This window comes from Chitinophaga arvensicola, from assembly GCF_900110835.1.
Classification (GTDB): domain Bacteria; phylum Bacteroidota; class Bacteroidia; order Chitinophagales; family Chitinophagaceae; genus Chitinophaga; species Chitinophaga arvensicola.
In genome coordinates, this window is the sequence record NZ_FOJG01000002.1 from 628,805 (window position 1) to 653,255 (window position 24,451).

Annotated in this window: 24 protein-coding genes; 10 read left to right on the forward strand and 14 right to left on the reverse strand. The window is 47.2% G+C overall.

The window, feature by feature from the left end; genetic code table 11:
• Window positions 1-168 precede the first annotated feature (168 nt).
• The 4 genes from BMW79_RS19915 to BMW79_RS19930 form a co-directional block, all read right to left on the reverse strand.
• Window positions 169-666: a hypothetical protein gene (locus BMW79_RS19915; protein WP_089897393.1), complete on the reverse strand. Its 498-nt coding sequence runs from the start codon at window positions 664-666 to the stop codon at window positions 169-171.
• A 259-nt stretch (window positions 667-925) separates the two neighbouring features.
• Window positions 926-1,681, reverse strand: coding sequence for an SGNH/GDSL hydrolase family protein (locus BMW79_RS19920; RefSeq protein WP_089897394.1), 756 nt, complete (start codon window positions 1,679-1,681; stop codon window positions 926-928).
• Window positions 1,682-1,756: 75 nt separating this feature from the next.
• On the reverse strand, window positions 1,757-3,115 hold the full coding sequence (locus tag BMW79_RS19925; RefSeq protein WP_089897395.1) for an acyl-CoA dehydrogenase family protein: 1,359 nt from the start codon (window positions 3,113-3,115) through the stop codon (window positions 1,757-1,759).
• A gap of 88 nt (window positions 3,116-3,203) precedes the next feature.
• Window positions 3,204-5,621, reverse strand: a complete 2,418-nt coding sequence (locus BMW79_RS19930; protein ID WP_089897396.1) for a glycoside hydrolase family 3 C-terminal domain-containing protein — start codon at window positions 5,619-5,621, stop codon at window positions 3,204-3,206.
• A gap of 452 nt (window positions 5,622-6,073) precedes the next feature.
• Here BMW79_RS19930 and BMW79_RS19935 point away from each other — a divergent pair, with 452 nt between their 5' ends.
• From BMW79_RS19935 to BMW79_RS19950, 4 genes are read left to right on the forward strand one after another with little or no spacing between them, the layout of a single operon-like run.
• Complete coding sequence (locus BMW79_RS19935) at window positions 6,074-6,634, forward strand: RNA polymerase sigma-70 factor (protein ID WP_089897397.1); 561 nt, start codon at window positions 6,074-6,076, stop codon at window positions 6,632-6,634.
• 51 nt (window positions 6,635-6,685) lie between these two features.
• Complete coding sequence (locus BMW79_RS19940; RefSeq protein ID WP_089897398.1) at window positions 6,686-7,663, forward strand: FecR family protein; 978 nt, start codon at window positions 6,686-6,688, stop codon at window positions 7,661-7,663.
• 46 nt (window positions 7,664-7,709) lie between these two features.
• Window positions 7,710-10,301 (forward strand): TonB-dependent receptor, encoded by a 2,592-nt coding sequence (locus tag BMW79_RS19945; protein ID WP_177192257.1) that lies wholly within the window; start codon window positions 7,710-7,712, stop codon window positions 10,299-10,301.
• Between the two features lie 2 nt (window positions 10,302-10,303).
• A complete protein-coding gene (locus BMW79_RS19950) occupies window positions 10,304-11,329 on the forward strand; it encodes a DUF4249 family protein (RefSeq protein ID WP_089897400.1) in 1,026 nt (341 codons plus the stop codon).
• A gap of 11 nt (window positions 11,330-11,340) precedes the next feature.
• Here the strand turns inward: BMW79_RS19950 and BMW79_RS19955 are convergent, their stop codons facing one another.
• On the reverse strand, window positions 11,341-13,200 hold the full coding sequence (locus tag BMW79_RS19955; protein WP_089897401.1) for a M1 family metallopeptidase: 1,860 nt from the start codon (window positions 13,198-13,200) through the stop codon (window positions 11,341-11,343).
• Window positions 13,201-13,380: 180 nt separating this feature from the next.
• Window positions 13,381-13,746, reverse strand: a complete 366-nt coding sequence (locus tag BMW79_RS19960) for a hypothetical protein (protein ID WP_089897402.1) — start codon at window positions 13,744-13,746, stop codon at window positions 13,381-13,383.
• A gap of 294 nt (window positions 13,747-14,040) precedes the next feature.
• Here BMW79_RS19960 and BMW79_RS19965 point away from each other — a divergent pair, with 294 nt between their 5' ends.
• A complete protein-coding gene (locus BMW79_RS19965; RefSeq protein WP_089897403.1) occupies window positions 14,041-15,114 on the forward strand; it encodes a ParM/StbA family protein in 1,074 nt (357 codons plus the stop codon).
• A 9-nt stretch (window positions 15,115-15,123) separates the two neighbouring features.
• Window positions 15,124-15,600 (forward strand): bactofilin family protein, encoded by a 477-nt coding sequence (locus tag BMW79_RS19970; RefSeq protein ID WP_089897404.1) that lies wholly within the window; start codon window positions 15,124-15,126, stop codon window positions 15,598-15,600.
• A gap of 87 nt (window positions 15,601-15,687) precedes the next feature.
• On the opposite strand, the gene BMW79_RS19975 is transcribed toward BMW79_RS19970, so the two are convergent.
• On the reverse strand, window positions 15,688-15,918 hold the full coding sequence (locus tag BMW79_RS19975) for a DUF3820 family protein (RefSeq protein ID WP_089897405.1): 231 nt from the start codon (window positions 15,916-15,918) through the stop codon (window positions 15,688-15,690).
• 95 nt (window positions 15,919-16,013) lie between these two features.
• Between BMW79_RS19975 and BMW79_RS19980 the strand changes: the two genes are divergently transcribed.
• A complete protein-coding gene (locus BMW79_RS19980; RefSeq protein ID WP_089897406.1) occupies window positions 16,014-16,451 on the forward strand; it encodes a nuclear transport factor 2 family protein in 438 nt (145 codons plus the stop codon).
• Here the strand turns inward: BMW79_RS19980 and BMW79_RS19985 are convergent, their stop codons facing one another.
• Window positions 16,452-17,096: a hypothetical protein gene (locus BMW79_RS19985; RefSeq protein WP_089897407.1), complete on the reverse strand. Its 645-nt coding sequence runs from the start codon at window positions 17,094-17,096 to the stop codon at window positions 16,452-16,454.
• A 142-nt stretch (window positions 17,097-17,238) separates the two neighbouring features.
• Between BMW79_RS19985 and BMW79_RS19990 the strand changes: the two genes are divergently transcribed.
• Window positions 17,239-17,658, forward strand: coding sequence for a response regulator (locus tag BMW79_RS19990; RefSeq protein WP_089897408.1), 420 nt, complete (start codon window positions 17,239-17,241; stop codon window positions 17,656-17,658).
• A gap of 12 nt (window positions 17,659-17,670) precedes the next feature.
• Here BMW79_RS19990 and BMW79_RS19995 read toward each other — a convergent pair whose 3' ends face one another.
• Window positions 17,671-18,543 (reverse strand): class I SAM-dependent methyltransferase, encoded by an 873-nt coding sequence (locus BMW79_RS19995; RefSeq protein ID WP_089903986.1) that lies wholly within the window; start codon window positions 18,541-18,543, stop codon window positions 17,671-17,673.
• A gap of 175 nt (window positions 18,544-18,718) precedes the next feature.
• Here BMW79_RS19995 and BMW79_RS20000 point away from each other — a divergent pair, with 175 nt between their 5' ends.
• Window positions 18,719-19,192 carry an Lrp/AsnC ligand binding domain-containing protein gene (locus BMW79_RS20000; protein ID WP_089897409.1) on the forward strand — a complete coding sequence of 158 codons (474 nt, stop codon included), beginning with the start codon at window positions 18,719-18,721 and terminating at the stop codon, window positions 19,190-19,192.
• 101 nt (window positions 19,193-19,293) lie between these two features.
• On the opposite strand, the gene BMW79_RS20005 is transcribed toward BMW79_RS20000, so the two are convergent.
• Window positions 19,294-20,466, reverse strand: coding sequence for a THUMP domain-containing class I SAM-dependent RNA methyltransferase (locus BMW79_RS20005; RefSeq protein ID WP_089897410.1), 1,173 nt, complete (start codon window positions 20,464-20,466; stop codon window positions 19,294-19,296).
• Between the two features lie 78 nt (window positions 20,467-20,544).
• On the opposite strand from BMW79_RS20005, the gene BMW79_RS20010 reads away from it, so the two are divergent.
• Window positions 20,545-21,576 (forward strand): sialidase family protein, encoded by a 1,032-nt coding sequence (locus BMW79_RS20010; protein ID WP_089897411.1) that lies wholly within the window; start codon window positions 20,545-20,547, stop codon window positions 21,574-21,576.
• Here the strand turns inward: BMW79_RS20010 and map are convergent, their stop codons facing one another.
• Genes map through BMW79_RS20030 form a run of 4 tightly spaced genes read right to left on the reverse strand, consistent with a single transcriptional unit; the run spans window position 21,577 to window position 24,312 of the window.
• Window positions 21,577-22,341: a type I methionyl aminopeptidase gene (gene map, locus BMW79_RS20015; protein WP_089897412.1), complete on the reverse strand. Its 765-nt coding sequence runs from the start codon at window positions 22,339-22,341 to the stop codon at window positions 21,577-21,579.
• A gap of 39 nt (window positions 22,342-22,380) precedes the next feature.
• Window positions 22,381-22,911 carry an RNA 2'-phosphotransferase gene (locus BMW79_RS20020; protein WP_089897413.1) on the reverse strand — a complete coding sequence of 177 codons (531 nt, stop codon included), beginning with the start codon at window positions 22,909-22,911 and terminating at the stop codon, window positions 22,381-22,383.
• Window positions 22,908-23,459: an NADAR family protein gene (locus BMW79_RS20025; RefSeq protein ID WP_089897414.1), complete on the reverse strand. Its 552-nt coding sequence runs from the start codon at window positions 23,457-23,459 to the stop codon at window positions 22,908-22,910. Before BMW79_RS20025 ends, BMW79_RS20020 begins: the two co-directional genes overlap by 4 nt.
• Window positions 23,446-24,312: a TIGR02452 family protein gene (locus BMW79_RS20030; RefSeq protein WP_089897415.1), complete on the reverse strand. Its 867-nt coding sequence runs from the start codon at window positions 24,310-24,312 to the stop codon at window positions 23,446-23,448. The genes BMW79_RS20025 and BMW79_RS20030 overlap by 14 nt, the downstream gene beginning before the upstream one ends.
• Window positions 24,313-24,451 lie beyond the last annotated feature (139 nt).

The window sequence follows — 24,451 nt, forward strand, 5'->3', positions numbered from 1 at the left end:
TTTTCATGTAATGAAACAAATGTAATAAAAGAAAGGAGCAGATAAAAGAACAGCCTCCCGGAAGGGAAGCTGTGATTCCTCACTAACCGGCAGGATATGCAGATCCTGCGGAGTTTATGCTAATGAAAACAGCACTGTTGCAAACATCAAAAATTCAGACCTGGTTGATTAAATAGCTTCGCAGGTAACTACCATTGTGCGGATCACCGTATCATCACTGATTTTGCCGGTACCCGTAATGGTAAAGGAGGTGGCACTTTTCTTTACCGCTTTCCAGGTGCCAATGAAATCGTCGTCTACCGGCTGGTCTAACGTTCCGTCTGCGCTCAGCTTCCATATAAAGCTGCGCTGCTGGGGCAGATTTTCATCGCATTTAGTAGGCCCCTCGTCTTCACTGCCCGTACCATCAGCATAGTACACCACATAGTCATCTTTCGAACAGCCGGCCATTCCCTTATAAATATCCGTTACCGTTTCGCCTCCAAATCCAGGGGTAATTGTCATCGCTTTGATCTGCCATTTCTTTCCTACCAGGAAATTGGCGTTCATCACGTCCTGGGCAGGTTTGTTCTTGTCTTTTTTGCATTGTGTAAAAAACAGCACACTCAGAAAGGCCACCAAAAACAGGATAGCATCCTTCCGATAACATCTCAATAATTTTCTCATGATAAAAATATAACTTGTTAAACAAAGGGGTTAATGGGTGCAAAGCTAGTAGGCACGCGCATTTCATCTCTCAGTAGAAGTACTTAAAACAAAAAATGAGGGTAAGGGCGGAGGGGGAACAATGCTTCTCAGGGGAATGCAGGAAGTACAATATAAAGACAACTCATCAGTATCTGACAGGTAGAGGCTCTTCCCATGTTGGGCTTCGGGATAAAATAAAAGCTGACCGAGCAGTACGCCGGTCAGCTTTCACAATCATTTATTTTACGCATTGCAGCCAGGCTTCTGCCATCAGTTGGGCGCCCGCTACGCTGGGATGTACTCCGTCGCCAGTCCAGTAAGAACCTGGCGCTGATTTCTGTGCTTTGTCAAAAACAGACTGGTAAGGAATGAAGGTAGCCTGGTATTTCTCCGCTATTTCACGAGCGGCCACCCGGTATTCATCAAAGGCCGGGTACCACTTTTCATCCACGGCTTTCACGCCTTTTACGGCGAAAGGCTCTCCAATGATCAGTTGTACATCGGGCAATTGTTGTTTGGTATTGGCCAGCAGTTTCTCATAATCTTCCCGGTAATTTTTGATGGTGCCTTTATAATTACCGTTCAGGGTATGCCAGAAATCATTTACGCCAACAAGGATGCTGAGTACATCCGGTTTGATAACCAAACAGTCAATATCCCAGCGCTCCGCCAGTTGAAATACTTTATTACCACTGATCCCCTTATTATATATTTTGAGGTTTTTGCCGGCATTCTTCAGGAGTAAAGTAGATGCCGCCATCAGGGCGTAACCGCCTCCCAGCGCACCACCGGCATTAGGCTGATCGTTGTCGCGTTTACGGCCGGCATCTGTGATGGAATCGCCCTGGAACAAAACCACACTTTCATTTTTCAGTGTTATCTTTTTTGGCTTTTCAGTCACGATAGCAGCTGCCACAATATCTGGTATACTGAGTGCTGCAAAGGTTCCCAGGGAAACATTCCTGAGAAAGTTACGTCTGTTCGAAGAAGTCATATCGGGTCCGGATTAAATGTTAGTTGCGGCATAGTCCACAATGAGGCATTTAAACTATAAAAAAGATCTGATATTTTATACAAATGCACTGAATCCAGTAATAGCGCGGCCCACAATAAGTGAATTGATCTCCTTGGTACCTTCATAGGAATAGATGGCTTCCGCATCTGCTACAAAGCGGGCTACATTGTATTCCAGCAGAATACCATTGCCGCCCATCACTTCCCGGGCCCTGCTCACTACATCGCGGGTACGGAGCGTACAGAACACCTTGGCCAGCGAAGCGTGCTCGTCTTTCAGGTTACCGGCATCCTGTATTTCAGACAAGCGGAATACCATGGTTTGCATGGCCGTAAGATTCGACAGCATTTCCACCAGGTGTCCCTGGATCAGTTGGAAAGCCGCGATAGGCTTACCGAACTGTTTACGCGAACGGGTATACGCCAATGCATTTTCATAGGCGCCACGTGCACAGCCAACAGCTTCCCAGGCTACGCCTGCGCGGGTCATGCGCAATACTTTGGCCGTATCCTTAAACGACGATGCGTTTTGCAAACGGTCCGACTCAGCGATCCGGCAGTCTTTCAGGGTAATCAGGCCGTTCTGCACAATGCGCAGGGCCATTTTATCATGAATCTTTTCCACGCTGAAACCGGGGGTGTCCTTTCTCAGCAGAAATCCTTTCACCTGATTATCGTCCAGGTCCCGCGCCCAGATGATGATCACGTCGGCAAAGGTGGCGTTACCAATCCATTTCTTCTGTCCATTCAGTACCCAGGTATCTCCTTCCCGTTTAGCCGTAGTAGTTAGACCACCGGCTGTGCCCGATCCTACTTCCGGTTCCGTTAATCCAAAGGCGCCGATAATGTTCAGTTGTTGCATGCCCGGCAGCCACTCCTGCTTTTGTGCTTCAGAGCCCAGCATATAAATAGAGCCCATAGCAAGACCACTCTGTACACCAAAGAAAGTAGCCACAGAAGCGTCTATCCGCGCCATTTCCATCGCTATAATCCCTTCCATAAGAAAGGAACGGTTAGGGCACCCGTAGCCTTCGTAGGTAACGCCGCAGATATTCAGTTCCCGGAATTTGGCAATGATTTCAAAAGGGAATTCGGCTTTCAGCCAATATTCATTGACGATAGGCTGGATTTCCTTCTCCATAAAAGCCCGTACTTTCAGCTGCAGTGCCCGGTCTTCCGCATTAAGCCGGCTGCTGATGTCGTAGAAGTCGCCCTCTATCGGTGGCAACTCCTTCTTTTTGCCACGGCTGCTCAGCATCTTCATTAATCCGTTCAGTTGTGTTTCATCCATTTTAGCTACCGACTCCATGACTTTGGGCAGGTCTACCTTTTCTGAAAGTTTGGCCAGCATGGCAAAGTCAATGCTCTTCAGCAAGTGGTATGCGTTCTTCAGTTTTGAGAAAGTTCCGGACATCTTACATGGTTTTACTTAAAAATACGGAATAAAAACGAAGGGGGAAGACCAGCGGCCTTCCCCCCTTTCTATGCACACCGGGCATCATTTATTCTATAACGAAACCTTTTTTCAGTTTAATATCTTCTGAAGAAGCGCCTACCAGCACTTCAAATTCGCCGGGTTCCACGGTCCAGTTCATATTGCGGTCCAGGAGAGCCAGGTCATCCGGATGAAGCACAAAATGAAGCGTCTTCTTTTCTCCCGGTTCCAGGGAAATACGCTCAAAGCCACGCAGTTGCATCACGTAGGTGGTAACACTGCTTATTTTATCTTTCAGGTAGAGTTGTACTACCTCATCGCCTTTACGTTTACCCGTGTTCGTGATATCCACGCTGACCTGTATATCGCCCTGACTGGCTTGTTTCTCCGGTGTTACCACGAGATTGCTGTAGGCGAACGACGTGTAACTGAGACCGAATCCGAACGGATACAGGGCGCCGTTTACACTCGTACGACCGTAACCGTTATTACCTGAAGATGGTTGTCCGGCGTGTGATCCGGGCTTGAATGGGAAGTTCAGCTCTATTTGTCCCATTGTTTTAGGGAAGGTAACTGAGAGACGCCCACCGGGATTGTAATCACCGAAGAGTGTTTCTGCGATGGCTGTCCCACCTTGCGGGCCAGGAAACCAGGCTTCCAGTATGGCCGGGAGGTTTTGTTGTTCCCAGTTGATAGTAAGCGGTTGTCCGTTGATGAGTACGGCGATCACCGGTTTTCCGGTGGCATGCAATGCCTGCAGCAGCTGGAGCTGGCGGCCCGGCAGCGAAAGATCAGTGCGTGACAGGCTTTCTCCTACCCGCTTTTCATCTTCTCCGACTACGGCGATGATCACATCGGCAGCTTTGGCCTTACTAACGGCCTCGGCTATACTGGCTTGTTCTGTGGCGTCCAGTGGCGTGGGCACCAGTTCGGTGCCAGGCCAGCCGGGGTTGACGATATCACAGCCGGGTGTATACTGTATGTCTATGTCTTTGCCGGCATATTGACGGATTCCTTCCAGAACGGATACCACCTTATTATTGGAGGGGCCATAGCGGCTTACCGCATGGGTGGTGGCGTCAGCCAGCGGCCCTGTTACCAGGATATGTTTTACCTGTTGTTTATTCAGTGGCAGCATTTCTTTATCATTCTTCAGCAATACCAGTGATTCACGATTGAGTTGCAGGGCGAATGCTTCGTCTTCCGGCGTATGCACGCCTTTATCGGCCAGTTTTGGATTAGTGTAAGGCTGGTCAAAGAGTCCAAGGCGGAATTTCACGCGCAATACATCCGCTACGCGGCTGTCGATGGTTTTCATGGATACCTTGCCTTCTTTTACCAACTCGCGCAGCGGCATAATAAACTGTTCCGGTGGTGTGAAGTTGGTGCGTACGTTTAAACCAGCTTCCACCACCTGCCGCACCGCTTCTTTATAATCTGCGGCAACATGGTGTTTACTGAAAAGATATTCTACGGCTTCGCTGTCAGATACTACATAGCCGGTGAAGCCGTATGCCTGGCGGAGCAATTGTGTTAAGAAATAATAGCTACCGGTAATGGGTACACCGTCGTAATCGTTGTAGCTGCTCATTACGCCCATGGGATGCGCTTCCATAATAACGCGGCGGAACGGGTACAGGTAGATCTGGTGCATTTCTCTCGGGGCCACATGTGGATCTGTGCGGGCATCTCCATCGCGGCCGCCTTTGGGAACGCTGTAAACGGCGAAGTGTTTCAGGGTGGCAGCTACGCCTTCGTCCTGTACTCCGAGCGTCATTTGCTTGCCCAGTTCAGCTACGAGAAAGGGATCTTCTCCGTAACATTCCACTACCCTTCCCCAACGTGGATCTCTGGCTGGGTCGAGGATGGGTACATATACATTCGTATAGCCGAGCAGTTTAGCCTCGCGGCCTACGATATGCCCGGCGCGGCTTACCAGTGCCTTGTTCCACGTACTGCCAATGCCGATGGGCGCACAGAGTGGTGTGGCCCTGTCCTGGCACAGCCCGTGAATACCTTCATTGGTAAAATCTACCGGGATGCCCAGGCGTGTTTGCTCCACAAACCAGCGTTGTACTGTATTAATAGCCGTAGCATGTTTGCTGAAGGGATACGAATACTCCGTTTGTGCTTTCCTGTTATAAGGCAGACTATTAAGTTCTTCGTCAATGTTGGCGATACCGTCTTTCCATACCTGGTCTTTCCAGCCGGCATTCGGCATTTCATCTTTTAATACACGTCCGTACCCGTAAAGGGTAGCCATCTGGCAGGTTTTCTCCTCCAGGGTCATCTGTGAAAGGAGGTCCTGAATCCGTTTGTCTACCGGCTGACGGGGATCTTCAAAAATATCTTTGCGGTTATTTTTGTTGAAGTCTATCCATCCGTCCTGGTAGATATTATTTTTTTGCTGAGCGTTGGCCATCTGGGTGGTAAGAGCCACCAGTAATATGCCCGTGGAAATTTGTTTCGTCCAATGTAGTTGCATTCCAGAGGGTGTTTTAGGTAATCCGGGAGCCAATTTACAGGCCATTGCAATGGATTGCAAAAAATCGTTAAAACAGCATTATAATCTGATAAAATAATATTGTACAGGCTAATAAGGACAACAAAACAAGTGGAAGGGTATGGATATAAGATGCCCTTGATAAGGACATCTTAGTGGTAAATCCGGATTGGTCAAAAATACTACAAGGGGAGGTAGAAAAGAAGGGTTGCACAAAACCTATGCAACCCCGGTTTTAAAAACACAACTAAAAAAAACTAGAACATTCAAAAAACATATAGGGATAGCTGTTATATTGCTGACGCAGAGAATTTCATTTCCCTCTATCCCTTCTGAAAAAAATAATATTCATTATGTTCAAATGGTGGTTGTTTTCAAAAAGATGGTTACATTCGCAACGATCATTTCATATACTTAAACTTATTGAAGGTTAAATGATTACATCACCTTCTTACCAGGCATATAAAGAGTTATTTCACTCGCAGTACAACGATCTATGTAACTATGCCTATAGTTTTCTGAAAGATGATGCAGCGGCAGAGGATGTGGTGCAGGAAACTTTTATCCGTCTTTGGGAAAAGCATCAGCAATTGATAGACATTCCAAATATTAAGGCTTATCTTTTCCGGGCGGTCCGTAATAATTCAATTTCTGTATTGCGCAAACAGAATACAGAAGATGCAGGGAATAAAGGATTTGAGTGGACATTGGAAACAGCGGAAGATCCGCAGGCGAAGGAAGTAGAAAATGCCAAGCCTTACTATGAGCAACTGATATACGAAGCGATTGCCAACCTCCCACCACAATGCAGGGAAGTTTTTAACTGTTGCCGGATACAGGGGATGACCCACCAGCAGACAGCGGCCAAATTGGGACTTTCGGCCAAAACCGTTGAAAACTATATGGGACGGGCTTTAAAACTGTTACGCAAGTATTTGCAGCAATACGGTTTACCGGTAGGGATCCTTTTTATGTTAAAAATATTTATACCCTGATAGAGGGTTCGCTGATGATGTAACGTTATATAGAAGAGCACACACTGTATTATGGAGCAATTTGACACCTATCTGCATGAAATAATCGCAAAGAATCTGTCCGGTCAATGTACCACAGCTGAAACAGCTGCGTTGCAAAGATGGCTGGAGGCATCTCCCGAAAACAGGACAGAATATGCGATCCTTGCAAAATTATGGCAAGACAGCCCTGCTGTTGCCGGTTCACAACGGCAATACAATACTGCGGCGGCCTGGCAAAAAACGGACGCGGCCATCCAGCCGACACCATCCAGGGTTAGAATACTTTATACAAAATATGCTGCGGCAGCCGCTATTATCATGCTGCTGACAGCCGGTGCATGGTGGCTGGAAACCCGGTCTACCCTCAAAAAACATGAACTTTCTGCCAACGATGGCAAAATAAAAAGCCTGGAATTACCAGACAAATCAATGGTTACCCTGCGTCAGGGTGCCAAAATCCGCTATATCAACGGTTATCATCACGACCAGCGTATCGTGGAACTGGAGGGAGAAGCCTTCTTCGAAGTGGCCAGCGATCCCGGACATCCGTTTCTCATAAAAACTCCCAATAAATCCGTAGTGGAAGTACTTGGTACCTCTTTTACTGTGCAAACCGGGAAAGACAGCACTGCTGTTATCGTTGCTTCTGGTAGCGTAAAACTGGGTACAGAGGGCGATACCACCGCTGTTATCCTTAATGGTGGCCAGCGTGGCGTATGGGGCAACGGGCAATTATACGCCCGGGACAACAGCAATCTTAACTTTATAGCCTGGAAAACCGGGATTTTGCAATTTAATGACCAGAGCTTGTTTGAAATATTGCCACAATTAGCCGACTTTTACGCAAAAGATATCAGGATTGATGAAAAATACAGGGAAACTGCATCGCAGCAAAAAGCTACGATCACCTTCCGGAATCAGTCCTGTGATGATGTTTTGCATGAATTACAACTATTGCTTGGTTTCCATTATCAAGAAAATGGCGATTCGATCGTCATCAGTCAGTAGACAACCAAAACCATTTTTCCTTATATTTTTTATTTTCCTGTTACTGTTGCCTACACAATTCCTGCTGGCACAGAATGGGGAAAAGGACATACTGCAACAAAGTTATACCCCGCCATCCAGGCAGGGAACTATTCTCTTCTACATCCAGGATCTGCAGAAGGCCACCGGGATCAATGTATCCTATAGTTCCAGTTTTCTTCACCTGAATAAAAAAGTACAGCTAAGTGGTACCGAACACACCACCGGCGCAGTATTGAACGCCATCCTCCAAGGCACCGGCATCCAGGCTGCGGCCCTGAACGGGAAAATTTTCCTGCTCAGGGAAAGTTCACAGGTACAATATTATACCATCAGCGGTTTCGTAAAGGAGATGAACAGTAATGAACTGATCATCGGCGCCTCCGTCTATGACCCGGTTACCAGGAAAGGGACAGAAACCAATGCCTTCGGATTTTATAGCTTACAGGTACCAGATACCTGTCAGGGAGTGGTTTTTTCACACATCAGCTATAAACCCTTATTTCAACGCCTGCCCCCACCCGACGACGGACAACTGGACATCCACCTGGAAACCCGTGGCATGTTACAGACGGTGGTGGTGAATGGCGAAAAGGAAGATGTCAATGCCCAGGCAGGTTACATCAACATGCCGGTGGGCTACGTATCCAACTTTCCTGCCTTGCTGGGCGAAAAGGACGTACTGAAATCATTACAGCTCTACCCCGGAGCCAGCAGCTCCCTCGAAAGCAGCAGTAACCTGCTGATCAGGGGTGGCGGCGCCGACCAGAACCTCTACCTGCTCGATGGCGTGCCCCTCTATCATACCGGCCATCTGTTCGGATTATTCTCCATCTTCAATGGAGATGCCGTTAAAGATGTGTCTTTGTATAAAGATGCATTCCCCGCCCGCTATGGCGGACGTCTTTCCTCTGTAGTGGATATCCGGACCAAAGACGGTAACATGAAGGAATGGCATGGCAGCACCACCGTTAGCCCCGTTTCCGCCAGCATTTTACTGGAAGGCCCGATCGTGAAAAACAAAAGCTCCGTTTCCCTTTCCGTAAGAAGATCCCTGGTAGATGTACTGTATGGCAGTACACTCCTCAATGACTATGGTAAATACTACCTCTACGACGTGAACTTTAAGCTCAACCAGATCATCGATAACAAAAACCGAATCTATGTGAGTTTCTACAAGGGACAGGATAAGATGTTTATCAGAAGCGAAAACCCGATCATCCAGCTGTTTGATGATTACAACTTTGACTGGACCAATATCACTGCGGCCGTAAAATGGACGAGGGTGATTAATCCAAAAATATTCTCGAATACTACCGCCACCTATAGCCGTTTCTATAACCTGTTTACACAAAACTCTGTAATCCCCCTCTCCTTTTACGACTCCCTGTTTGTAAGAGGAAAAGGTATTTCCAGGATCCGGGATATTGCCCTCCGGAATGAAACAGAATACGCAGTAAATAACAATCATCATATTTCCTTCGGAGGCAGCTATACGTATCATAACTTTGCACCCACCGCATACCATAACAATATTTCAGCCGGGGAAGCCATGCAGCGGAAAGCACCCATTTACTATATGTCCGAGTTTTCCGCCTATGCGGAAGATGAACTCAGCCTGCTGAACGACCGGCTGATTGTGCGGCCGGGACTACATTTCGGCGCACTGGCCCAACAAACTTCTTTTTATGCCAGCGCACAGCCAAGGATCATGGTACGCTGGAAACTACCTCGCTCCCAATATATTCAGGCTTCGTTTTCGAAAATGACGCAGTTTGTACACCAGCTGACAACGCCGGTGATCAACCTGCCCACCGATCTCTGGGTACCCAGTACCGAAAATATCAAACCAGAACATGCCTTCTCCTACAGCCTGGCCTACCAGCGGCAATGGAGCAACCAATGGCGGTTTAATGTAAACCTCTATTACAAACAACTGAAAGATATTGTTACCACCAATACAGTACTGAACATCTTCGATAACTCGGATCTCTGGGAGAAAAAAGTAATCGCCGGCAATGGTTATAACTATGGCAGTGAGGTATTGGTAGAAAAAACACAGGGAAAACTCACCGGTATTTTTTCCTATACCTTATCCTGGGCCTGGCGGCAGTTTGATAAGCTGAATGCCGGTAAGATGTTCCCTTACAAAGAAGACCGGCGTCACAATCTTTCGCTGGCGCTTAAATACCGGTTCAATGAGAAATGGAGCCTGTCTACTTCCTGGAAGTACGCTTCCGGTGCTCCATTCACACTGCCGGTACAGATATTCCCGGACTTCGACTGGGGCAGGAATATCAAAGGATACCTGGATGAGCGCTATTCTCCGTTCTCCACCTATCAGGTGAACTATCTCCCTTATATTGCCCGGCTGAATAATTATCGTTTGCATGCTGTACATCACCTGGATATCGGTGCCACGCTGAACCTGGGCGCAGAAAAACGCTTTCATCATGTGATCTCCGGCGGATTGTACAATATTTATAACCGCAGCAATCCTTTTATTGTGAGCTTTGACCAGTTCTCTTATTTTGACAATTCGGACGTTTACCCGTTACAGTTATATCAGTATAGTCTATTCAGAACATTGCCATACCTGAGTTATACTTTTAAATTTTAGTCATGAAGTACCTGTTTATATTGTTACCAGTGTTGTGTGGTTTGTTGATGACCGGATGTGAGCAGGAATTACCACTGCCCGGCAACAACGCTATTCCGAGAGAAGTGGTGTATAGCGAGCTGGTCGCCAACAACGTGCCGGAAGTAAGGGTCGGTAAAAGTAAGCCCGTAGGACCCGGGATCAATACCGGTTTCGAGTTGGTGGAAAATGCCGATGTGCAACTCATGGACAAGAACGGTCAGTTGCTGGAAACCTTGAGCTATGTCCGTGACTCCAGTAATGCGGTGAGTCTTTATCGCGGCAAAAATTCACTGGATGCCGGCAGAAACTACAAGCTCCAGGTAATGGTGCCCGGTATGAAAACAGTGTCGGCCATGGCTACTATTCCTCCGCCGTTTAAAGTAGAACTGTTGGATACCGTACGTACCCTGCTCAACGGCCGGCCGGTATTGCGTTTTCATTTTACGGTGAGCCCTATTCCCGGCGTAAAGCAATACGTAGTGATGGAAGCCCTGAAACAAAGTGTAACTGTAGATACGTCCTTTACCTACCAGGGCGTGCGTTACCGGAAAAGTGAAAACGAAGACCTCTACCAGATAGCAAAAAACCTCCCCGGTTGCAATCCGAAAAAAGATAGTATCTATATGAACGACTATCTCCGGATTCCCTGCTATACCCAGGATGAAACCGCAGACAACAACCAGATCGGCGGTTTGAATGAAAACTATAACAGCATCCTTTTCACACAGCAGGGAAAACCGCTGACCACCAATTTTTATCTCAATGCAACTGCACTCAGCTCCAGTCCGGCGGAAGCCATTGCGCCGGTGGGCCGGGTGCTGGTGTATGTAAAATCCGTTTCGAAAGAGTATTATGACTTCCTGCTCACCTACGAGAAAGTGAAGCGTAATCCCGGGCTGAACAGCCTTATTCAGGCTATCCAGCTAAAAAGCAATACCCAGGGCGGCCTGGGTATTGTAGGTGGTAGTTACCAGAAATTGTATTCGCTCTATTACGATGTGCTGTAAGCGATCGCATTTTATTTTACTTCGTACACATTATCGTGTTTGTCTACATCCGCTACCCAGGTACTTCCCAGGGTTACTTTCTTAATTTTTTTTGGGGAGGAAAACGTAAGAGATACTGTTTTATTTCCCTTTTCCCAGCAGGCAATACTACGATGTAATTTAGTGGAGCTGTTATCATCGAAAAAGACAGTAACATCCACCGGAACGGGCTTGGTGCCTATAGAAGTAATTTCAATATTAGCCTCCTTTCCTTTCTGTGACACGCGGGTAATACCCAGATCCGGGTACCCGTTATCAAAGAACCAGCTTTTCCAGAACCAGTCCATATTTCTGCCGGCGCCGGTATTCATGCAGTAAAAGAAATCGTAGGGTTGCGGGTGCTTTCCATGCCACTGCGCAATATAATGATGAAGGGCCTTGAGAAACAGGCTATCTCCCAGCATATCTTTTACATAGAGATACCCCAATGCAGGCTTGGGATAGGAATTGGTCACATACGCATCTGTTGTCTGGTTGGAAGGCGTCATGATGGGCAGGTCCTGTTGCTTGCCAGCGATATAGTTGTAAGGCAACATGCCGTAGTCGTCTACAATAGAGCTATCAATCAACGGAGAAATAATCCATTCACCTATGGTTGCCCATCCTTCATCCATCCAGGCATACTGCGTTTCGTTGGTCCCCATATAAAACGGGAACATGGTATGAAACACCTCATGGTCGGTCAGTTCAATGGCCTGTGTCTTATCAGACAGCGGGTTATCGTTGACCATCATAGGGTATTCCATCTGGTCCAGTCCGTCGAATACGGTTTCGTGGGGATATGGAAAGGGCCATGCCGGAAAATGATGACTCATTTTGTCGACCGTAACACGGGCATAATGTACCACATCAAAGAAATCGGCATGTGCAGCATTAAAGGCCACGTCTACGCGGGTACGTCTTTTTGTGGTATGGTCTACTTCCACGCTGGTAGCATTCCACTGGTAATGATTGGCCAGGGCAAAGGCAAAGTCTGGTACGTTGACCGCTTCAAACTGCCAGGTGTTGCTATCGCTGCGTTGGGTGATGTAGCCTTCTTTTACATCGTTGCTGTCTATCACGGCAATTACCTCATTACTTTTTTCAGCGGCGGCAATGCGCTGTACGTATTTATCTTTATAAACGGCAGCCGTATTTTTCAGATCTCCGGTAGCCCATACCTGGTAACTGCCGGGTACTGTAATGGCTACACGAAAATCGCTGAAGTCGTTGTAGAATTCCTGCATACCCAGATAAGGGATCTGGTCCCACCCATTGATATCATCATACACGGCAATACGGGGAAAGAAATAAGCGATGAAATAGGCGCCGGTATCTACGGAACCGGTCCTGATATGGGTATTCTCATTCAGGATATAAGCGAAGTTCAGTTCAAATTGTGCCGTCTGTCCCGGGTATAAATCCGGGATGGCGATGTTCATGTTAGTCCCTTTCACAGTTGTGGGCAAGGGTTTGGCTACGCCGTTTACCTTGAGGTTTTTCAGCGACACGCCATCTGTGAGATCTTCTGCTGATACTGCCATATTCCGGACAGCCCCTTTCTGGAAAAGATTGGGAAAAAGTTTGACATTCACCGCTCTCAGGGTGTCGGGGCTGTTATTGACATACCGGATCTGCTCCGAGCCGGATACCCCGTTGGTAACGGGGTCAAAGGTCACCCTGATATCGTAGTCTGCTTTGTTCTGCCAGTACCGGGCACCGGGGGCGCCGTTATAGCTGCGGGTCTGACGTTCATATGCCTTCTTAATGGTTAGTGGCATATATAAAGGGGACTGGGCAAAGGCCTGCTGAAACAGGATCAGCACCAGTGGTAGCATGCAATATTTCCTCATAAGCTAAATAAAAAGCGATCACATCAAAAATAGGGAATTACCCGGAACCGGGAACACAGGGTGTAGCCCATTGGAATAAGTTTAACATACCCGGTGGGGAGTACCGACCCGGAAACACATGACAGCCGTAGTAATTGAAGATGAAAGACGGCGCCGGGTATTTATGCAGTATAGTGTTCTTTAAGGCAGGTGTGCGGTATCCGCCGGCGGCGCCTGGGTGGAATCTGCCAGGGGAATACGCGTAGAATCAGATGCTGCACGCAGGCTATCAGCCGGCGTATTCGTACTGTCTTTCCCGTTGGCTCCCTTGCCCGGCAGCGGAATAGTAGGTGCGGTATTATGCCGTTTGGATGAGTAAGAAGATACCGCGCCCTGCTTTTGCATATCTTTCATCGTTTTTTTATCAAAGAGATATTTAGGATGCTTCTCCGGCCGGAGGCCCCGGTCGAACTGCGCCTCCGCTCCTACGGCGGGCGCCTGGTAAACCTTCTGTGAAGAGTGGCAGGCCAGCAAACATACTCCCGCAGCCAACACGATATATCTCATATCAATGAAAATAAAGGTGAGTACAGGTAAGGGCGGACCTTTCTAAAACGGTAAAGCAGGTGGTTTATTATCGGGAGGAGTGGTTTGCGCAGCCGATCAGGCTGATAGCGGTCGGAAAATAAAAGGTAAGGCAGCTTTTGAAATGTAAAAGGGCTGTATTAAATTTAGCATAAATTCACTGGTTGTCATCCCCTTGTTCTATTATTTTATATCTTTAACCGCTATTTCAATCCCGATGAAAACCCTCCTGCATGGAGAGTCACGGCTTACATTCGTTATTATTAACAAAGCACTATGAAAGTATCTACAACCAGCTTCCCAAGCGTTTTTGAAACCGCATTCGGAAACACAGAAAATTCGAGTAAGGATTTGCTCAATGGATTAAAAATTAAAAAGGATGAAGCCTGGTACCTGGTCGGCAACCTGGCCAAAAGGGGTGGTATCAATCCAGGTCGGGTAACCAACGCGTCGCCCACCGAGGAGGATTATGAAATACTGTTCAAAGCTGCTTTGCTGAACACCATTGATAAAGTACAACAACCTATTGCCCTGACTGTTGGATTTCCATTTTCCACTTACAATATTTACAAAAACGCGGCGGAGCAGTTTTTGAGTAAAAGACATTTCCTGATCGATTACGATACACAAACCTACAATACCAAAGGATCCTTCAAGAAAGCGATGTTTGATATTGAGAAGTACGAGGTGATCCCGGAAATTGTTGGTGGTATCATTGGTTTAAAGAAAACCATCGACGAACCGCAGCTGGATAACTTCATCGCTATCAGCTTCGGATTCGGAACCATTGAAGGCGGCATGGCCACCGGCGATGGACTGGTACACCGTACCTGCTTCAGTTCTCACGGCATCCGTTATGCCATCAATAACCTGACCCGTGAACTGAACCAGAAGCATTACCTGGAGATGAAAAACGAACACCAGGTAGATGATGCGTTCATGAAAGGCTCTATTTTCACCAACCGTAAACGCATCGATCTGCGTGATATGCGTAAAGGTGTACTGACCCAATACTATCGCGAAGTAGTATCTCCCCTGATGCGTAGTTACTTCACTGATCTGGATTTTGAAACCTGTGAAAAGATCTACCTGATGGGCGGTGGCGCTCACTATCGTGAACTGACAGATGCTTTTGTAGAAGAATTCCGTGATTTTATTCCGGTAGAAGTTGCCCCGGAACCAGAAAAACTCATGAGTATCGGTTATCTTTACAATTCATTGAGAATTTCAGATAACAAACCTCAAAGAAGCGTAGGGCTGGATCTGGGTAATTCCAGTTCCATTGTGTCTACTTTTGAAGACCAGGCGCAACATACCCCTACCGTAACACCTAATCCCATCACCCTCTAATTTGTACTTGTGATCAATGTCAGACATATTTTCCGCAATATAATTGTTCCCGGAGCCTTTCGTATCCCTAAAACAGTTTCCGTAAATGGTAGTATAGACGCCTCCGTGTCCGGTCGGATCGACGGGAATGTAAGAGGTGATGTAAAGACCAGTGGCAAACTGGTAGTCAGTGAAACGGCAAGCATCCGTGGCCATATATATGCTACCGACCTGGTAGTACACGGAAAAGTGTATGGCGATGTTTACATTACCAACAAGGCCCATATCAGCAACAAAGCCCTTGTAAAGGGAGATGTGAATGCCATGGTACTGGAAATAGAAGAAGGTGCGGTGGTAGAAGGCGCCATCCGTAAAAACGTATTGCCGGTTCCGAAAACAGATCCTGCCCACCCTGCGGTGGTGACGGAAGAAATCCGGGTATCTGCTCCGGCAGAAGCCACCACCCGGGCTGTTGACGAAGAAGAACAGAATACCAGCTGGTTCTGATAAATAACACTGCCAATTTTATATCTTATTAAAACGGCTGGCTCCTTAAGGGAACCAGCCGTTTTTTATTTTTCCAGAAAGATTATTTTATCTTCTTTTCTTCAATGGATCCAGGAGTTGGGTGAGGCCATTCATCTTTATTACCAGCATCGTTTCCAGCAACATCCCCAGTTTCCCCTTTGGAAAACCTTTCCGCTGAAACCATTCCAGGTAGCTCACCGGCAGATCACAAAGGACCACATCTTTATACTTGCCGAAAGGCATTTTCATTACCACCAGCGTTTGCAGCATTTCCGGATCGGGCTGACTCATCTCCATAAAACCTGATTTACAGTTAAGGAGGCAATTTATAAATTATAAATTCATTTTCACGGGCTTCTTCGTATTTTGTAGAGACTCAAAATAGATACTGCATGAAAATTTTGCCGATAATTTTACTTGTTTTTCTGTTTGCCGCCTGTGTGCAACCCGGTGCTAAAAGTAGCCTGGCCAATGCCAACGTACAAGTTGTGAAAGAACTCTTTGAGGCCTTCAACGATCACAACTGGACAAAGCTGGCCGATTGTTATAAAGACACTGCCACCTTCCTGGATCCCTCACTGGGTAAAACGCCCGTACTGCAAACCCGGGCACAAACGGCACAGAAGTACGCTGACCTGCAAAAGATGTTTCCCGATGTAAAGGACTCTGTCCTGAATATTTACGGCGACAAAAACCATATCACCGTAGAATTTATTTCTACTGCTACCGGCCCTGACGGCGTAAAATGGCAGCTTCCTATCTGCACCGTATTTACCGTAGAAGAGGGAAAAATTGTAAGAGACAACACCTATTACGACAACAGCCACTGATTACTTTTTCAGTAATCCCGCGTTTTGCAATGCGTCCGATACCTGCCCTGCAAAGGATTTGGCAAACGACTCCAGGCTGCCGGGATTATAGGTTTCTGACTGACCAGACCAAACCAGCTTACCATCCTGTTTCAAATCATACAGGTTGCTTTCCAGGAAATATGTTTTATCTGTAGTGTAGTAACCAGGAGAATAAACCGAGCCGTACATGTAGCCATAGTATCCCCAGAAGCGACCGTACCAGCCATATGCCGGATAAGGTGCATAAGAAATGGTGCCAGGCACATACCTCGTCTGGGATTCCCGGTTAATAAGAGAAGTGGTTAATACAGCGGTATACCCCGCATCGAGCAATTTACGGGTAGCGGTATTCTTGTCCTCTTCCGTCACCGGATTGAATTTAGGCGGGAACAGGTCTAGCCCCTTGCCGGCAGTTACTCCCCTTTTTTGTAGCGCAGCAGCCATCTGTGTTTCTACGACCTGTTGCGCCGTGATGTTGGAAGTAAGCGAGGCGACAAGGATATTATGGAACCCTTCCGGTGGCGCTTCCGGGGCTTTCCAGGTGCCGGTCATATGAACGGTGGTACCGCACGCACCTGCTATGATCACAGTGCAAAACAGCACTGTTCTGATGATTGCTTTCATGATATTTGTTTTATTGAACCTACAGATTGCAATAGAACAACAAGACACCGGGGGAAAAGTTCAGCTAAAAAAATGACAATTCCCCTTTAACCTTCTCATCCATATAATTGTAATTAGATGTACATTTACACTCTTGCATGATATGAATATGAACGCAAACATTAACCGGGACATAGCAACCCTGTTACTGGTGGACGATGATCCTGACGACCAGGAATTTTTCAAGCTCGCGCTCCAAACCATCAGGGGCGAAATTACCTTTGCCGCAGCAGGTAATGGGCAGGAAGCGTTTGATCTGCTACGTACACAGGCTTGTCTACCCGACCTTATATTCCTCGATATGAATATGCCGTTAATGAACGGCCTGACTTTCCTAGAAAAAATTAAGGCAACCACGGACCTGAAACATATCCCGGTGATTATTTATACTACCAGTGATGAAAAGCAGGAAATGATCCTGGCAAAATCGTTGGGAGCTGTAGATTTTGTCACCAAGCCTACCAGGTTTGACGACTTATGCCAGTTGTTGCAGGAGAAACTGTATTTACATGTAAATGCTTAAAAGTAGCACCCGTTATTCTGCTGTGCGTTCCGCACAGGCTACCCTATAAAATTCATATCCTTTTTCTGTTCTTGCGGGCAAATATTGTTCGCGGTATTCACTTGCGCCCAGATCTTCGAGTAATTGAAAATTAAACTGGCGCAGGTAGGCGGGTAATGCGGCCGGATCAAATCCGAATGTCCATTTTTCTTCCAGGTCTGCTACATCTTTCAACAGTTTTTCACCGCCATAAAAAGCGGCAGGATTATCCAGTACTGCCTGGTGCACATACGTGAAAATGACTCTGGAACCGGGTTCAAAGCGTTGCAGAAAAGCAAAGGTACTGTCAATCGCGTCTTTATTGAGATAATTGGTAACGCCCTCCCAGATAATAGCAGTGGGCAGCGTAAAATCGAAGTTGTTCAGGGCGCTTAGCTGATCAAGACTTTGCTTATTAAAATCTATCTGGTAATAATATACTTTGGCGGGCAACTTATGTGCACGCAGTTTGGCGAGTTTATAGGCAGCGGTATTGGGATGATCGATCTCCACAACTTTTAATGAACGCAGAAAAGGAAGCCGCAGACCACGGGTGTCAAAGCCGGCACCCAATATATATACCTGTTGTGCACCGTGTGCTACCGCCTGTTGCAAAAGATCATCAATATATTTCGTACGTGCGATACCGGAGGATAAAGCCCCGGGTATTTTCTTCCGGATAATCCATTCGGCAAATGACCGCCATCCGGGTATATGGCACAGCCACACCCCTACTTTCAGCTGCCGGTCCAGGAACCAGCTGGCAAATTTATCAGTAAAAAGTCGCCGGTCTTTTGAACGGGTGGTTTCCAGGGCCCTGAATAAGGCCATATATTGCGCGGTTCTACTCGTGACGTCAGCTTTCATGGATGATAATTTACCAGGGATAAATAATCGGTACTTTAATTTAGGCAAAAAAAAGGAATCTCTCCGGCTGTCATCTCCCGGAGGGCGGGCGACGGCAAGATTATTTATCATCATTTTTGCGATTATCTCAAAAAAATACCTATTTTTAGAAAATATTCTAAATAGCGTTGCTAAAATGAGCCACCCATTAAATATTGACAAATTAGACTTACAGATCATTTCGGAAATGTCAACCGATGCCGGTATCTCTTATGCAGAGTTGGGTAAGAAACTCTTTGTATCCGGCGGCACCATCCACGTACGTATCAAGAAACTCCACGAAATGGGTGTGATCAAAGGCACCCGCTTACAGGTAAACCTGCGGGCCATTGGTTATGATGTATTGGCCTTTATTGGTATTTACCTGGAGAAAAGTTCCCTGTATGAAAGTGTTGCCAAACAGTTGCTGAAGATTCCACAGATTGTAAGACTGAACTACACCACCGGTTCCTACAGTATGTTTGCGGAGATTATCTGCAAAGACAGTGGCGAATTACGTAAGATATTGCAGGACGACCTGCAGCATATTAAAGGCATTGAAAGAACAGAAACGATTATTTCACTGGAAGAGAGTTTTTCCAGGCCGATCAATGTCAGTGAAGTGATTTAAGGCGGAAATTCGTTGTTTATTGAAAGGCTGTTTCCATGATGGAAGCAGCTTTTTTTATAAGGGAATTCCGGCAGGAAAATTTCCCCTGCCGGAACGATCATTTATAACTTACGGGCATCGCGGGTACCGGCATACAGTTCGTATTCCAGCAGGCGGCAGTCGATCGTACTGTTGTAGAATTCAATCCTGCGTTTGGCTTTCAGTCCTATTTTCTTTGCGAGATCCAGGTTTCCGGTGAATACATATCCGAAATAGCCCCCACATTGCTGTTTCATGAAATCGCCGATACGGCCATAGGTTTCTTCCAGTTCTTCAATTTCTCCGAGACGCAGGCCATATTCGGGGTTCATATACACCACACCGGCGCCCCCTTCAGGAACTTCCGTACTGGCGAAGTCGCATACACGGAATTCGATCATATCTTCCACACCCGCAGCTTTGGCATTTTTGCGTGCATTCACAATGGCCATGTCACTGAGGTCAGTAGCGATGATACGCAGACCGGGCACTTCCACGATCTGTTTTTCCAGCAGTCCTCTTTCTTCGAGGTATACATTTTCATCGAAACCCTGCAGGTGCATAAAGGCATAGTTATCGCGGAACAGACCGGGGCGGCTGTTTGTGGCTATCAGCGCGGCTTCTATGGCTACGGTACCGGAACCGCACATCGGGTTGATGAACGGAGATTTGCGGTCCCACCGCGATGCGAGGATCGTAGAGGCAGCCAACGCTTCCAGCATGGGCGCACGACCGGGTATTTTACGGTAACCATGCCGGGCGAGTGAATCGCCGGTGGTATCTACAAATATTTCTGCATTTTCATTTTTCCAGAACAGGTGAATAACGGCGCCGCTCAGTTCTGCACCGGTAGACGGACGTTTACCCGTTTTTGCGCGCATACGGTCCACCACCGCATCTTTCACCCTTAAATTGGCGAACATGCTGTTGTTGATGGAATCATTCTGCACATTGCTCGTAATGGAGAAATAGCCATCAGCCGGAAGAATAGTTTCCCAGGGATAATCTTTCAGTTGCTGGTAAATTTCATCTCCGTCTATTGCTTCAAATTGTTTCAGGCTATAGAGCACCTGGCTGCCGCAACGCAGGTTCAGGTTGAGGCGGATACACTCATTCAGCGAAGCATTCAACCGTACACCGGTCACGAATGTTTCTTCCACAGTAAATCCCAGATCTTTTACTTCCTGCTCCAGGTATGGTGTCAGGCGTTTGTTACAGGTGATAGTAACGGTTCCCTTTGTTGTATATAATGACATAAGGCGGCAAATTTACCAATCTTTATGATAATCCCCCTGCATTCCTTATTTTAACAACTCACTTATACCACGTTGAACATGAAAATGTACCTTTCCCTATTTTTGTCGGCCGCCCTGTATTTGCCGGCATCTGCACAAACAAAGGCATTGGCCGTTCGCAGTGCGCTGATTGCGCCCGTACCTGTAACACGCACCAGTCACGCTTCCACGATTGTATCACTCGCTTCCGGAGAACTGATGAGCGCCTGGTTTGGCGGTGATGATGAAGGTAGTAAGAATGTAGAGATCTGGTCTTCGCGCTTTAACCACAACAAATGGCAGCCACCCGTGAAATTAGCCGATGGAGTGATCAACGACAACCTCCGCTACCCTTGCTGGAACCCGGTATTATTCCGCACCAGGGCCGGATTGCTTTGTCTCTTTTATAAAGTAGGACCCAGCCCGAGGGAATGGTGGGGTATGGCCCGCTACAGCACTGATGACGGCCACACCTGGTCATCTCCCGAAAAGCTACCGGATGGCTTCCTGGGACCCGTTAGAAATAAATGCATACAGCTGTCAGATGGACGCCTGCTGCATCCTTCCAGTACAGAGAGCGTGAAAGACAATATTTGGGTGTCGCATATGGAGATCAGCGACAGTACCGGTCATCACTGGCAACAGGTGCCGCTCGACTGCGACACATTCGGGGTAATACAACCTACCATCCTCACGCATCCGGACGGAAGACTGCAAATACTGATGCGTAGCCGCCAACAGGTAATTGCAGAGAGCTGGTCGTCCGACAATGGCGCCAGCTGGACAAAGGTAAGCCCTGCTACCCTGCCCAATCCAAATTCAGGCATCGATGCGGTAAATCTGCCCAAAGGCGGTATGGCATTGGTTTATAACCCTACCCGTGGGGGCAGTAAATGGTCGGATGGCCGTAATGAGCTGCGGGTGGCTGTTTCAAAAGATGGTGTACACTGGAACGATGTGTATGAGCTGGAGAAGAGAAAAGGCGGCGAATATAGCTATCCTGCTATAATCGCCACCGCAGATGGTTTGGTGCATATTACCTACACAGACAACCGGAAAAACATCCGTGCCGTGACCCTGCAACTGAAATAATCAGTTCCAGATCTCATTGGCAGCTGTCAATATCACGGGGGCCTGGTCGGTTACTACAATAGTATGTTCATGCTGTGCCACAAAGCCGCCTTTATTGCCTACCAGGGTCCAGCCGTCATTGCTCTGGTTGGCAAAAGAGGACGCAGTAGAGATAAACGTTTCAATCGCCACCACCGAGTTTTTCCTGAAACGGGTACGGTTGAAACGCACATAGCAGTTCAGGATATCGTCCGGGGCCTCGTGTAAACTTCTGCCTACGCCATGTCCGGCGAGGTTGCGGATCACGGTATAACCGGATTTGCGGGCTTCTGTTTCAATGAGCTTGCCTACATCTGCCACGCGGATACCGCCTTTAATGTATTGAATAGCTTTAAAGAGAATGGCTTTGGAAGTATCTACCAATGCCTGGTGCTGATGAATATCTTCACCGAGTACAAAAGAGCCGCCATTGTCGGACCAGTAACCACCGAGTTCTGCGGATACATCGATATTTACCAGGTCGCCTTCCTTTAATATTTTCTTGTCGGACGGAATACCATGTGCAATTTCATTATTCACACTGATACAGGTCCATCCAGGGAAGCCATAAGTAAGTTTGGGAGCAGATTTAGCGCCAAGGGCATTTAAGATCTCCCCACCGTATTCATCGATTTCTTTGGCGGTCATGCCTGGTTTGGCATACTGCCTCATTTCTTTCAATGTCACGGCTACGGCTTCACTCACTTTCTTCATGCCATCGAGTTCTGCTTCTGTAGTTATCGACATAATTTTTTCTTTAAAAGTACATATAAAAAAACAAAGAAATTATCCGATGTACTCCGGCGGCACTTCATCGGTGAGCCATACGCCGTTGTCTGAACGGTAAAAGAGGAATCCGTTGCGGTGCATGTCGCCGCTGCGGATCGTGAGGATATGCGGTATTCCTCTCCTGCTGCCTACGTTCCGGGCGGTATCCAGATCATCAGACAGGTGCAGGTGTTGCCGGCTCATTTTCTGTAAACCGGTTTTCCTGATGTTTGCCAGGAACTTCGGTACTGTGCCATGATAAAGAAATTCCGGCGGTGTTACCGGCGGAAGATCCAGTGAAATGTTTACTGAATGCCCCTGGCTGGCGCGGATCCTGGTTTTATCTTCATTAAATGCAAAGCGTTGCTTATCGTTTTCTGCGACGGTTGTTTCCAGTTCCGCGCGGGTAAAATGATGCCCGTTCACCTGGCATTGATGCAGGAGTGTATTTACATCCGCCCAGCCATTGGCATCGAGCGGCAGTTGTATGGTTTCCGGGCTATGCCGGAGTATAAAGCTCAGTAGTTTACTGATAGATTTTGTGTTCATGTTGTTTGTAATTGATCCCTGACGGTCATGAGTGCATAGCCCAGCAGGTTATGTCCACGCCACTGCAGGGGGTTATGGACCTTTTCGTTGGTGGCTGCCATACCGATTCCCCAGATACGGTCCATCGGGCTGGCTTCTACCAATACACGATCCTGTGTGTTGAGTAAAAATGTTTGCAATGCGGGGTGCTGGGAAAACTTATGATAGTTTCCCTGTACCACCAGTTCAAATTTATGTGCATCCCAGGTAGCAGGATCAAAGTTCTTCACCTGTCTTCCTAGTTTTTTGGCCTGATCCGGTGTATCTGCCAGGAGTATTTTCCGGAAGATATCTTCATCGTTGAAAATCCTTGCCTTACCAGCCATCATCCAGTGTTCTGCTGTTTTGTAAGTAATGTCTTCAACAGTAAAAGGCGCTTCCCACCACTGACTGAAACAGCTTTGTGTAACGCTGCCATCTGCTGAAGGGCGATGCCCCCAGAAGAAGAGGAATTTTATTTTTTCATTGGCCTGATACTTTGTGATCAGCCAGTTATTATCGTACAACATATGGTGCAAATTTTTGGTCAAATGCTTTCCGGTTTACCTGTTTATCGGAGCTATCGTATACCGCAAACACGATATGCCGGAACGCGTTTTTAAAAATGTCATTGTGTAGGAGTTGCTGTGCAAACCAATCCGCTACGTCGTTAGGATCATTTCGGAAAACGCCGCAACCCCAGGCGCCGAGTATCAGTGTCGTCTGGCCTTGTATCACGGCCACGGACAACAGCTTTTCTATTCTGGCCAGCATTACTGCCGGCATATCTTTCACCCGTTCCGGATCATTATTGCGGAGGGCGCCGGCATTTACTGCCGGTGAAGTCAGTATGGATACGTAATAAGGAATGTCCAGCAAATGATCATGGTCATCCCGGAACACGGGTACCCGTGGCGAGAAAATCATCTGATCGGTATAAAGCAGGTTGCTGTGCTGCCGGTTGAAGTCGTACATCTCCTGTTTTGTTTTCAGGCTGGCATACAATCCACTGGCTCTTGCAAGTGCTTCTTCCTGTGCCTGGGCGCCTCCGAGAAAGCCGCCACCGGGATTTTTAGCGGAAGCAAAATTCAGGCAGCATACATCCTTGATACCTTCTTTTACTATCAACCGGTGGGCAGCAGCAAAAGTCGTTTCACCCGTAACACTGATCTGTGGCGGTTCACCGGTGAATGATGACAGTAACTTGTCACGTTGGCTGAACACGGCGGTAAAGTCATCCGGTTTATATAATACTGTATTGGCAACGGACGATTGCAGGTCATCGCCTAAATGTACCGTTTCCCGGTGTTGATTCAGGTATTGTCCTGTTTCCAGTATATCGAGTGTTTCGTAAGCGATGGCGATTCTTTTATTTCTGTTCATCTTAGTTCGTTTTCGGCGGGTACGGGAATTGGCGGGGTTAACTGCTCTATTATATCCGTACAGGGTTCAAAATACGTTTACGTCATTATGACGCAAAGTAAAGCAATAAATATTAAATGACCAAGCGGGATTTAAAAAA

What these genes read in the sequence shown, in the direction of transcription:
- BMW79_RS19915 (WP_089897393.1), bottom strand. Translation starts at nt 666, where the DNA reads ATGAGAAAATTATTGAGATGTTATCGGAAGGATGCTATCCTGTTTTTG.
- BMW79_RS19920 (WP_089897394.1), bottom strand. Translation starts at nt 1,681, where the DNA reads ATGACTTCTTCGAACAGACGTAACTTTCTCAGGAATGTTTCCCTGGGA.
- BMW79_RS19925 (WP_089897395.1), bottom strand. Translation starts at nt 3,115, where the DNA reads ATGTCCGGAACTTTCTCAAAACTGAAGAACGCATACCACTTGCTGAAG.
- BMW79_RS19930 (WP_089897396.1), bottom strand. Translation starts at nt 5,621, where the DNA reads ATGCAACTACATTGGACGAAACAAATTTCCACGGGCATATTACTGGTG.
- BMW79_RS19935 (WP_089897397.1), top strand. Translation starts at nt 6,074, where the DNA reads ATGATTACATCACCTTCTTACCAGGCATATAAAGAGTTATTTCACTCG.
- BMW79_RS19940 (WP_089897398.1), top strand. Translation starts at nt 6,686, where the DNA reads ATGGAGCAATTTGACACCTATCTGCATGAAATAATCGCAAAGAATCTG.
- BMW79_RS19950 (WP_089897400.1), top strand. Translation starts at nt 10,304, where the DNA reads ATGAAGTACCTGTTTATATTGTTACCAGTGTTGTGTGGTTTGTTGATG.
- BMW79_RS19955 (WP_089897401.1), bottom strand. Translation starts at nt 13,200, where the DNA reads ATGAGGAAATATTGCATGCTACCACTGGTGCTGATCCTGTTTCAGCAG.
- BMW79_RS19960 (WP_089897402.1), bottom strand. Translation starts at nt 13,746, where the DNA reads ATGAGATATATCGTGTTGGCTGCGGGAGTATGTTTGCTGGCCTGCCAC.
- BMW79_RS19965 (WP_089897403.1), top strand. Translation starts at nt 14,041, where the DNA reads ATGAAAGTATCTACAACCAGCTTCCCAAGCGTTTTTGAAACCGCATTC.
- BMW79_RS19975 (WP_089897405.1), bottom strand. Translation starts at nt 15,918, where the DNA reads ATGGAGATGAGTCAGCCCGATCCGGAAATGCTGCAAACGCTGGTGGTA.
- BMW79_RS19980 (WP_089897406.1), top strand. Translation starts at nt 16,014, where the DNA reads ATGAAAATTTTGCCGATAATTTTACTTGTTTTTCTGTTTGCCGCCTGT.
- BMW79_RS19985 (WP_089897407.1), bottom strand. Translation starts at nt 17,096, where the DNA reads ATGAAAGCAATCATCAGAACAGTGCTGTTTTGCACTGTGATCATAGCA.
- BMW79_RS19990 (WP_089897408.1), top strand. Translation starts at nt 17,239, where the DNA reads ATGAATATGAACGCAAACATTAACCGGGACATAGCAACCCTGTTACTG.
- BMW79_RS19995 (WP_089903986.1), bottom strand. Translation starts at nt 18,543, where the DNA reads ATGAAAGCTGACGTCACGAGTAGAACCGCGCAATATATGGCCTTATTC.
- BMW79_RS20000 (WP_089897409.1), top strand. Translation starts at nt 18,719, where the DNA reads ATGAGCCACCCATTAAATATTGACAAATTAGACTTACAGATCATTTCG.
- BMW79_RS20005 (WP_089897410.1), bottom strand. Translation starts at nt 20,466, where the DNA reads ATGTCATTATATACAACAAAGGGAACCGTTACTATCACCTGTAACAAA.
- BMW79_RS20010 (WP_089897411.1), top strand. Translation starts at nt 20,545, where the DNA reads ATGAAAATGTACCTTTCCCTATTTTTGTCGGCCGCCCTGTATTTGCCG.
- map (WP_089897412.1), bottom strand. Translation starts at nt 22,341, where the DNA reads ATGTCGATAACTACAGAAGCAGAACTCGATGGCATGAAGAAAGTGAGT.
- BMW79_RS20020 (WP_089897413.1), bottom strand. Translation starts at nt 22,911, where the DNA reads ATGAACACAAAATCTATCAGTAAACTACTGAGCTTTATACTCCGGCAT.
- BMW79_RS20025 (WP_089897414.1), bottom strand. Translation starts at nt 23,459, where the DNA reads ATGTTGTACGATAATAACTGGCTGATCACAAAGTATCAGGCCAATGAA.
- BMW79_RS20030 (WP_089897415.1), bottom strand. Translation starts at nt 24,312, where the DNA reads ATGAACAGAAATAAAAGAATCGCCATCGCTTACGAAACACTCGATATA.